We start from the raw sequence: 9,090 nt of genomic DNA, 5'->3' as shown, positions 1-9,090 counted from the left end.
GGCCCACAACGTCAGCCGCCTGCTCACCCGCCGCAGGCTTTTGTGCGTCTACTTCCTGCTGCCTGCTTCCCCGGCCTGCGACGAGCCTCCAGAGCTATTCTGATCAACCCTGTGGTCGGACCAGTTCGCGCAGCGCGCGACCGGAAGGTGTCTCTGGGGCGGGTTTCTGGTTCGAACGCGCACTACCTTCGGTGTCGTCTCCGCGAATTGGGTAGGGCCGCTGGGCGGCCGACGCTCTCCTCGATACGGCGCGGCGCCGATGTCTCTCCCGACTATGTCGAAAGACTGTCGGACACTCCACTGGATGGCGGCGCTCAGGCCCCCCGCGCCCAACATGGCACCCGCCGCGGCGAGTCCGAGCTTGCCGCCGACGCGGGTGCCGAGATCGACCTTGTGATGGCAGTGGGGACACTTCGCGATCATGGATGACTCCTTCATGGGGGGCGTGCCGCTCAGGCGGCGCGCGGCTGGGAGGATGAGGTTGGGTATTGCTGACAAGGGGCTGGAAGGAGATGGAGTCGCCCTGACTTCGTATCTGCTACGGTTGACCGGAAAGGTCATCCACCGTGGCACTACCATCGCCCCATTTCGTGGTTCTCCTCGTCCTGTCCGTAGGGGCGTTGGCGGCAGCGCAGCCCCTACCGGTCCGCGAACAGCAGCAACGGCAGGTCGTCGTCCCCCTCAGTCCCGGTGAGCTGGTTCCGGAGATACGGGTGGCCGTCGGTGTCGTGACCTACTTCCACTTCGACGCCACCATCGATCGGGCCTCGGTGGAGGTGGAGGGACGGACGACGCGCTTCCAGGTCGTGGACGTAGGCGATCGGACCCTCATCCTCGAGCCCTCGGTGGAACCGGGCTCCGGGGAGAAGTTGGGCGTACGGGTGCGTTACAAGGACGGTGCTACCCCGGCGTATGCCACCTTCTCCCTCGTTTCCCACCCCGCGCTGGTGGACAAGGAGGTGGAGGTGGTGCGCCGCCCGCGCACCGTCGAGGCGCTGGAGGCGGCGCTCGCGGCGCTCCAAGCCGTGAGTGGGCCAACGGGGCTCGTCTTCTCCGGGAGGCTCGACCTCAAGGGCGTACAGGCCCGGCACATCGAGGTACCCCTGGGAACGCAGGGAGGGCTGAGTGTGGTGGAGGGAGAGGCGTACCGCGCCGGCCCGTGGGCGCTCGCCGTCGTCCGCGTGCGCAACCTCCCGGGGCAGAAGCCCTGGGAACCTGGGCAGGCGCAACTCACCCGTCCAGACGGCGCCTCCGTGAAGGTGCGCTCCGTGGAGATGAACAAGGCGCGGCTCGGGCCCGGGGAGGAGGGCCTCGTGGCAGTGGAGACGGAAGCCCCCTTCTGGCAGGCGACGGAGGCCCTCCGCCTGGAGCTGCTGGACAAGAGTGGCAGCCGGCGTCTCTCCATCCCCGAAGTGAAGCTGTAGGAGCGCCACCCCATGACGGCGGAAGTCCTTCACCCCGACCATCTCCAACCCGGCCACATGGTGGGTCCCTGGCGCATCGTCCAGGTACTGGGCCGTGGCGGCTCCTCCCGTGTCTTCATGGTGGAGCGCGACAACAAACCCTACTCCTTGAAGATGGGGCTCCTCCCTTTCTCCGAGGCCCGGGAAGAGCTCTCGGAGGAGGAGTACGTGGAGGAGATGAGCGCCTACCGGAGGCTGGCGCGCGAGGCGGCGGCCCTCTTCACCTACGCCTCCCACCCCAACCTGCTGCGCCTGTACGCGGTGGACTGCTGGCCCAACCCCAGCAACGGCTACCCCTTCCTCGTCACCGACTACGTGGACGGGGACAACTGGCATGAGTGGCGTTGGCACAACCCTCCACACGCCGCCAGGCTGGTGGACACCTACAGCGCCGTGGTGCGCACCGTGGGGGTGCTGCACCAGCGTGGCGTGTACCACCGGGACTTGAAGGCGGAGAATCTCCTCATCCGCCGGCAGGACGGCAGGCCCTTCATCATCGACTTCGGCACCGTGCGTCTGCCGGGAGCCCTCACCAGAACCCTGGGCGTACCCGAGGGCGTCATGCACCTGCTGCCGCCCGAGCTCCTGGCCTACACACGCACCGAGGCGTGGAAGAAGAACGTGCCCTTCAACGGGGGCGCCGCCGCGGACCTGTACGCCCTGGGGGTGCTGCTCTTCCAGGCCCTCACGGATTTGCACCCCTTCAACCCCGAGCTGCCGGACGAGCAGCTGGTGGCCGCCATCGCCACTGTGTCCCCAACAGCGCCCCACCTCCTCAACCCCCTGGCGCCGCGCGCCCTCAGCGACATCTCCCTGCGGTTGCTGGAGAAGAAGCCGGAGGACCGGTACCCCAGCACCGGAGCGCTGCTGCAGGCGCTGGAGCAGGCCGCCGAGCAGGAGAGGAAGTCGGCCGCCTGGAAGGTGCCGCTCTTCGAGGCCGAGCCGCGCCCGGAGGAGCCAACGCCCCAGCAAGAGGTAGCTCCGCCGACCCAGCCGCCCGAAACGGCGCGCGTGGCTCCAGAGGAGGCTCCGCGGCCGCAGGAGGCCCCTGTAACTCCCCCTGGCCGTCCCCAGCGCGCAAGGTGGTCCCGGGTGCTGTTCGCGGGCCTGACCGTGGTCGGCCTTGTCTTGTGGCTGGCACGCTCCACACTCGCACCGCCACCCGAGGCGCTACCGCCTGGGTCTGGCCAGTCCGAGAAAGGAAGCCCGCCCGTGTCCACCACTTCCCCCTCCACCTCCTCGAGTTTCCTCGCCGCCTGGTTGTGCGCCGTCGTTGGCATCGGCTGCCCCGCTGTCCAGGTGAGGCCCCCGGAGCCCGAGGACTGCCCCAGGGATGCAACCGAGGCCATGGCGGAGCTGAAGATTGAGACGGGCAGTCGTCTTCGAGCCATCGTGGACATCAACCAGCCCGGTGATCAGGGCGACACGGGCGTCTATCAGGATGGACCCGTCATCGGACGCCTCACGAGGGGTGACGGCAATCTGCCCGAGGGGACGTTGCTCCACGGACACCTCTGGACGGGGCCCGGCATCTACGACATCGCCGGGGATGTGAAACGCCCGGCTGTCCTGGGCCGCTACACGCAGACCGTGCTGCCCGATGGGCGGAAGTACCCCGTGTGCATCGTGCTGGGGGACACGGACGGGCGTGTGAAGAAGGAGGAGGGCTCCAAGCCCGGCGCCGCCGTGCTGGCGCGCGAGCTGCCTGTGAGCCCCATCTTGCGCTGGCCGTGAGGCCCATGGCGCGCCTGGTGGCCGTGGATGTTCCACCCGAGGAGCCATACGAGAAGCTCAAAGCCTTCCTGGAGCAGGGTGAGCACGCCGGGCGGTTCGAGTACGAGGAGGCATGTCTCGGCTTTCCATGAAGCGCGGGTGACGCTCCGCTTGCCTGCCCCAGGGGCCCATGTTACGCCGCATGGGTCCCCACCCTGAAATTGCGAACAAGAATCATTCTCAACATGGTCTCTCTGATTCGGAACAAGCGCGGACAGCGCCTCCCCGCGCCAGCGTCTCTGGCTGGTGTCTCCTTGCTCGTGCTCGCGACGGCCGCTGCCGCTCAGGAAGCGGAGGAGGCAAAGCCCATCACCCTGGATGTCGTCCAGGTGCAGGCGGAGCGGGAGCGCGCGACGGGTCCCGTGAAGGGCGTCATCGCCGAGCGCAGCGCGAGCGGCACCAAGACGGACACCTCCCTCCTGGAGACGCCGCAGGCGGTCTCCGTCGTGGGCCGGGAGCAGATGGAGGCCCAGCAGGCGCAGTCCATCGTCGAGGCCACGCGCTACTCGCCCGGTGTCCGGGCCGAGTCCTTCGGTGGTGACTCGCGCAACGACTGGTTCCTGGTGCGCGGCTTTCCCTCCCAGGAGGCCGGTTACTACCTCGACGGCCTGCAGCTCTTCTCCAGCTCCTTCGCCACCTGGCGCCTGGAGCCCTTCGGGCTGGAGCGCATCGAAGCGGTGCGTGGCCCCTCGTCGGTCCTCTACGGTGGCTCCAATCCCGGCGGTCTGCTCAACCTCGTGAGCAAGCGTCCCCCCACCGAGCCGCTCCGCCGCGTGGAAGCGGGCGTCAACGAGTACCTCAACGGCTACGGCGCGGTGGACCTCGGTGGGCCCATCGGCGAGAGCGAGCAGTGGTTCTACCGGGTGTCGGTGTTGGGCCGGGGTGGCAACACCCAGGTGCGCTCCATCGACAACAACCGTCTCTTCGTCGCCCCGAGCCTCACCTGGAAGCCGACGTCCGGCACGAGCCTGACGCTCCACGGCAGCTATCTGCTCGACCGCACGCGCGGCCAGAACTTCCTGCCCTACGTGGGCACCGTCGTGGACGCGCCCTACGGCCGCATCCCCACGGACCTGTTCACGAGCGACCCCAGCATGGACCGCTTCGCGCGCGACCAGGGCCTGCTCGGCTACGAGTTCGAGCATCGCTTCAACGACACGTGGACGGTGCGCCAGAACCTGCGCTTCGGCCGCCTCGGCATCGACTTCCAGACGCTCTACGGCGTGGGCTACGCCACCGCGCCCGAGGGCGCGGAGCTCGCCCGCTTCAACTTCGTGACGAAGCCTCGCGCGAGCCTGTTCACGGTCGACACCCAGGCCCAGGCCCGCTTCACCACCGGCCCGGTGCGTCACAGCGTCTTGTTCGGGGTCGATTACAAGCACTACCGCATCAATGACGTGCAGGGCTTCGAGGCCGGGGCTCCGCTCGATCTCCGCACTCCCGTCTACGGCTCCTACGTGCCCACGGAGTCGCGCTACAACCTCAACAAGACCCGCCAGAACCAGCTCGGTGTCTACCTCCAGGACCAGCTCCGGCTCGCCGAGCGCTTGAACCTGGTGCTCAGCGGACGCCACGACTGGGTGGGCGTCCAACTCACGAATCCGCTCACGCCGGCCGGGAGCTACGAGGGCACCGACGGAGCCTTCAGCGGCCGTGCCGGGCTCCTCTACACCTTCGACAACGGCCTCGCGCCGTACGTCAGCTACTCCCGGTCCTTCAACCCCGTCGCCGGCACCAACGCGGCTGGCGAGCTCTTCGAGCCCGAGTTCGGCGAGCAGCTCGAGGCGGGCCTCAAGTTCCAGCCGGAGGGCAGGTGGCTCTCGTTGGGCCTCTCGGCCTTCGAGCTGCGGCGTGAGAACTTCCTGACGACGGACGGCACCTTCCAGACGCTCCAGATTGGCGAGGCACGTTCCCGCGGTCTGGAGCTCGAGGCCAACGCGAGCCCGCTCCCGGGTCTGGACCTCATCGGCTCCGCCTCGTTCTACCGGCTGCGCGTCACCGAGGGGGCGGACTTCGAGGTCGGCAAGGCGCCCGTGGGCGTGCCGGAGCTGCAGGGCTCGCTGTGGCTCGACTACACCTTGCAGGACGGAGTGCTCCAGGGGCTCGGGGCTGGCGCGGGCGTGCGCTACGTGGGCGCGTCGTTCGCCAACCGGGACAACTCGCTGGAGGTGCCGGGCTTCACGCTCGTGGATGCCGGTATCCACTACGAGAAGGCCCAGTGGCGGGCGGCCATCAACGCCTCGAACCTGCTGGACAGCACGTACGTGTCGTCCTGCAGCTCCGAGACGGCCTGCTTCTACGGCGACCGGCGCCGAGCGATGTTCAACGTGGGCTACGCGTGGTAGCCCGGGCCCGGTAGACGCCGCTCACGCGGAAGCCCGGGAGGGGGTGGGGGCCTCCTCCATCCTCTCGGGCAGCACCTCCGCCGGACGCTTGCGCGCCAGTCCCCACGCGAGCCCGCCACAGCCCAGGGCGAGCGCGCACAGCAGCAGCTCCGCGAGGAAGACGGACGGCAGCCCTCGCGCGAGCGCCGTGAACAGGTTCACCTCGCGCAGCGCCACGTCCGAGGCGAGGACTCCCACGAAGAGCGCGGACGCCGCTCCGCACAGGCCGATGCCCACGCGCCGGGACGAGAGGCCCGGCACGAGCGCCATGACGACCGCGAACCCCCAGGCGCCGAGGAACAGGCCGAACTCCCAGTCGCCCCGCCTCGCGGCCTCCCACGGCAGCGCGCGGTTGGCGGTGAAGTAGACGGAGGAGGCGAAGGCGAGCCCCGCGGACACGCCCACCGTCAGCCGCTCCAGCAGCCGGTTGCCCCAGTGCGCGCGCCGCGCGTCCCGGCGCTCGAGCCAGATGAGGTTGCCGGTGATGAGGACGGCGCACATGGCGAGCGCGAGCAGCGCGTAGAGCGGCTTCAACAACAGGCCCCCGTAATGAGCGGCGTGCAGGTCGAAGAACACGCGCTCGAGGAAGAACGTGGGGGTCGAGGTCTCGATGCTCGTCCCGAAGGGCTCGCCACTCACCGCGTCCATGAAGGCGAAGTGGTCCGCGCCGAGGGGTGCCATCTGGAAGTAGATGGCGGCCCACGCGTTCGCGTCGCCCTGGAGCTGGAAGTCCACGTAGCGCGGAGTGCCCTCGGCCCCGGGGACGGCGGCGCGGGCCCGGGACACGAGCTCGTCCAGGGACAGCATGGGGGCCTCGCGCCCGGCGGCGGTGCGGACCGGTTGGGTATAGCCCCTCAGCTCGGTGACCCGGTTGGGGTTGCCGTCGAACACGGTGGCGGTGAAGCCCTGGCCCACCAGCGCCGCGAGACACAGGACGGCTCCCGTCCAACCGAGCATCGCGGTGAAGGGCAGCCCGAAGACGCCGAGCACCTTGTGCGCATCCGAGGACGAGAAGCGCAGCTTCATCCCGGGGCGGAAGCGCCACCACTGCTGGCGCAGGTCCTTGAGATGGATGACGAGCCCGCTCACGAGCACGACGAGCATCGCCACCGAGACCACGCCCGTGAGCTCCATGCCCCACGGCACGCGGTAGAAGAAGTGCATCCAATACAGCTCGCTCGAGAGCCGGCTCCGCTCGGGCAGCACCGCGCCGGTGACGGGGTCCATCCAGAGCACCCGCGTCTCCTTCGGCTCGAAGAGATAGGCGGTGACGAGCCGTGTCTCCTCGTGGGTGAGGAAGCCCACGTGCGAGCCGGTCGGCATCGGGCCGAGCTGCTTCACCCGCGCGAGCAGCGCGTCGAAGGAGGGGGGCTGCCCGTGCGGCGGCGCGACGTGGAACGCGGGCTCCTGCCACACCTCGAGCTCCTCGCGGAACAGCGCGAAGATGCCGCAGAAGAAGATGACGAAGAGGAAGAGGCTCGCGATGACGCCCGCCCAGGCGTGCACGTCCCACTGGATGCGGAAGGTACGGGGAGAGAGCTTCATCCGAGCCTCCGCGCCACCAGCGTGAGCACCAGCGGCAGCGCGAGCGCGGCGCACACGGTCCAGGCCACGCGCCCGTTCCTCAACAGCGGCAGTCCGCACGCGAGCCCCACCCAGAGGGGCAACACCAGGTGGAAGCCGATGAGGAAGGCCCACCCGCCCGTGACGGGGAGGAGCGCCACCAGGCCGGCGCCCACCGCGAACGCCGCCAGGGGCGCACCCACCAGGGCCGCGAGTGTCCGCGCCGGGCTGTGATTCGCCGCCTTGTTTCCCACGCCCTCGCTCACCCGTTCGCTCCCGCGAGCACCACCGGCACGAGCCCCAGCAGCCCGCTCACCAGCGCGAACGTCCGCGCGCGCTCGGGCCGGGGCGCCAACACCAGCACCAGCACCGAGGCCACCGTCATGGCGAGGACGAACAGGACGAGCACTCCCGCCACGGCCCCGAACCCGGCGACACAGCACGCGGCCGCCGCCAGCCCGGTACAGGCCGCCGCCCAGCGCGTGGGCCCTCGGGCGCCCTCGCTCAGCCACGAGACCGCCGAGACGCAAAAGGCGAGTGCCGCGAGGCTCAACACCGCGACGTCCTCCAGGCCCATGCCCCTCGCTTCATGACAATTTCGTCAATTGTGAGAATGATTTGCATTTTCATCTCGTACCCCCTGGCTGTCAAGCGAGGACGGCGGGCCCACGGGGTACCGCGTTATAGAGGCGCCACCGGAAGTCACACAGGGAGAGCACACAATGGCCAAGGGAGCCTTCTTCAACGTCCCCCTCCACGGGCACGTCAACGCCACGCTGCCGGTGGTGCGGGAGCTGGTCGATCGAGGGGAGGACATCACGTACTACCTCACCGAGTCGTTCCGGCCCCAGGTCGAGCGGGCGGGCGCGCGGTTCCACCGCTACGAGAGCACGTTGGAGGGTGGGCCCAATGCGGGTTCGGCGCTGATCCTCCCGGCCCGCATGCCCGGAGAGAGCCGCCAGGTGCTCGCCCAGCTGTTGGAGGCCGTGCGCGCGGAGCGCCCCGACTACATCGTCTATGACCCGATGTGCTTGTGGGCGTGGATGTTGGGCCAGATTCTCCGGATCCCCGCCATCACGTTCCGTCCCACCATGGCCGTCGACGTCCGCTCGGGCCAGTTCGCGGCCTTCCTCAAGAGCAGGAGCGCGGCGTTCGCGGGGCCGATGCAGCAGGCGGGCAAGGAGCTGGCGGAGCTGATGCGGGAGCATGGGCTGCCGCCGATGGACCTGCTCGGCATGTTGGGCCAGGCGGAGCCGCTGAACCTGGTCTGCGTGCCGCGCTCGTTCCAGATGGGGGGCGACACCTTCGATGAGCGCTTCCTCTTCGTGGGACCGTCCATCCGGCCGCGCGGAGACGCGGGGGACTTCCCCTTCGAGCACCTCGCGGGAGGCCCGGCGCTCTACATCTCGCTGGGGACGATCTTCAACAACTGGCCGGAGTTCTACCGGATGTGCTTCGAGGCGTTCGGCGGGACGCGCTGGCGCGTGGTGCTCGCCACGGGGCACGCGGTGAACGCCGCGGAGCTGGGGCCCATCCCCGGTAACTTCCTCGTCCGCCCCTCGGTGCCGCAGTTGGAGGTGCTGGAGCGCACGGACGTCTTCCTCACGCACGGTGGCGCGAACAGCCTGATGGAGTCGTTCGCCCATGGTGTGCCGGTGGTCGTGATTCCGCAGATGGCCGAGCAGCCGCTGAACGCCCGCCGGGTCGCCGAGCTGGGGCTGGGGCTCGCCCTGGAGAAGGAGACCGTCACCGTGGAGCAGCTGCGGCAGTCGGTGGACCGCGTCTCGAACGAGCCCGGGTTCCGGGAGAAGGCGCTGGCCATGCAGCGGGATGTCCAGGTTTCGGGGGGCTACCTCCGCGCCGCCGACGCCATCCTCGAGTTCCGCGCCCGCAAGGCCGCGTGAACC

General features: G+C 69.3%; 8 protein-coding genes. 5 read left to right on the top strand and 3 right to left on the bottom strand.

Features of this window, described 5'->3' with window-relative positions; genetic code table 11:
* Positions 1 to 566: 566 nt before the first annotated feature.
* From NR810_RS50080 to NR810_RS50065, 4 genes are all read left to right on the top strand, one after another.
* Positions 567 to 1,424: a DUF2381 family protein gene (locus NR810_RS50080; RefSeq protein WP_326522560.1), complete on the top strand. Its 858-nt coding sequence runs from the start codon at positions 567 to 569 to the stop codon at positions 1,422 to 1,424.
* A 12-nt stretch (positions 1,425 to 1,436) separates the two neighbouring features.
* Positions 1,437 to 3,197: a serine/threonine protein kinase gene (locus tag NR810_RS50075; RefSeq protein ID WP_257463256.1), complete on the top strand. Its 1,761-nt coding sequence runs from the start codon at positions 1,437 to 1,439 to the stop codon at positions 3,195 to 3,197.
* 5 nt (positions 3,198 to 3,202) lie between these two features.
* On the top strand, positions 3,203 to 3,328 hold the full coding sequence (locus NR810_RS50070; RefSeq protein WP_257463255.1) for a DUF4265 domain-containing protein: 126 nt from the start codon (positions 3,203 to 3,205) through the stop codon (positions 3,326 to 3,328).
* Positions 3,329 to 3,496: 168 nt separating this feature from the next.
* Entirely contained in the window at positions 3,497 to 5,581 is a 2,085-nt protein-coding gene (locus NR810_RS50065) for a TonB-dependent siderophore receptor (protein ID WP_257463259.1), read from the top strand.
* Positions 5,582 to 5,602: 21 nt separating this feature from the next.
* On the opposite strand, the gene NR810_RS50060 is transcribed toward NR810_RS50065, so the two are convergent.
* From NR810_RS50060 to NR810_RS50050, 3 genes are read right to left on the bottom strand one after another with little or no spacing between them, the layout of a single operon-like run.
* Positions 5,603 to 7,165, bottom strand: a complete 1,563-nt coding sequence (locus tag NR810_RS50060) for a PepSY-associated TM helix domain-containing protein (protein ID WP_257463254.1) — start codon at positions 7,163 to 7,165, stop codon at positions 5,603 to 5,605.
* Positions 7,162 to 7,449, bottom strand: a complete 288-nt coding sequence (locus NR810_RS50055; RefSeq protein WP_257463253.1) for a hypothetical protein — start codon at positions 7,447 to 7,449, stop codon at positions 7,162 to 7,164. Before NR810_RS50055 ends, NR810_RS50060 begins: the two co-directional genes overlap by 4 nt.
* Positions 7,446 to 7,760, bottom strand: a complete 315-nt coding sequence (locus tag NR810_RS50050) for a hypothetical protein (protein WP_257463252.1) — start codon at positions 7,758 to 7,760, stop codon at positions 7,446 to 7,448. The genes NR810_RS50055 and NR810_RS50050 overlap by 4 nt, the downstream gene beginning before the upstream one ends.
* 145 nt (positions 7,761 to 7,905) lie before the next feature.
* On the opposite strand from NR810_RS50050, the gene NR810_RS50045 reads away from it, so the two are divergent.
* Positions 7,906 to 9,087: a macrolide family glycosyltransferase gene (locus NR810_RS50045; RefSeq protein ID WP_257463251.1), complete on the top strand. Its 1,182-nt coding sequence runs from the start codon at positions 7,906 to 7,908 to the stop codon at positions 9,085 to 9,087.
* The last annotated feature ends 3 nt before the right edge of the window (positions 9,088 to 9,090 follow it).

This window comes from Archangium lipolyticum (genome assembly GCF_024623785.1).
GTDB lineage: Bacteria > Myxococcota > Myxococcia > Myxococcales > Myxococcaceae > Archangium > Archangium lipolyticum.
Note: the sequence above shows the minus strand (reverse complement) of the source record. Positions and strands in the feature narration are given on the sequence as shown.

Coding starts and splice junctions, on each gene's coding strand:
- NR810_RS50070 (WP_257463255.1), top strand. CDS start 3,203: ATGGCGCGCCTGGTGGCCGTGGATGTTCCACCCGAGGAGCCATACGAG.
- NR810_RS50060 (WP_257463254.1), bottom strand. CDS start 7,165: ATGAAGCTCTCTCCCCGTACCTTCCGCATCCAGTGGGACGTGCACGCC.
- NR810_RS50075 (WP_257463256.1), top strand. CDS start 1,437: ATGACGGCGGAAGTCCTTCACCCCGACCATCTCCAACCCGGCCACATG.
- NR810_RS50045 (WP_257463251.1), top strand. CDS start 7,906: ATGGCCAAGGGAGCCTTCTTCAACGTCCCCCTCCACGGGCACGTCAAC.
- NR810_RS50050 (WP_257463252.1), bottom strand. CDS start 7,760: ATGGGCCTGGAGGACGTCGCGGTGTTGAGCCTCGCGGCACTCGCCTTT.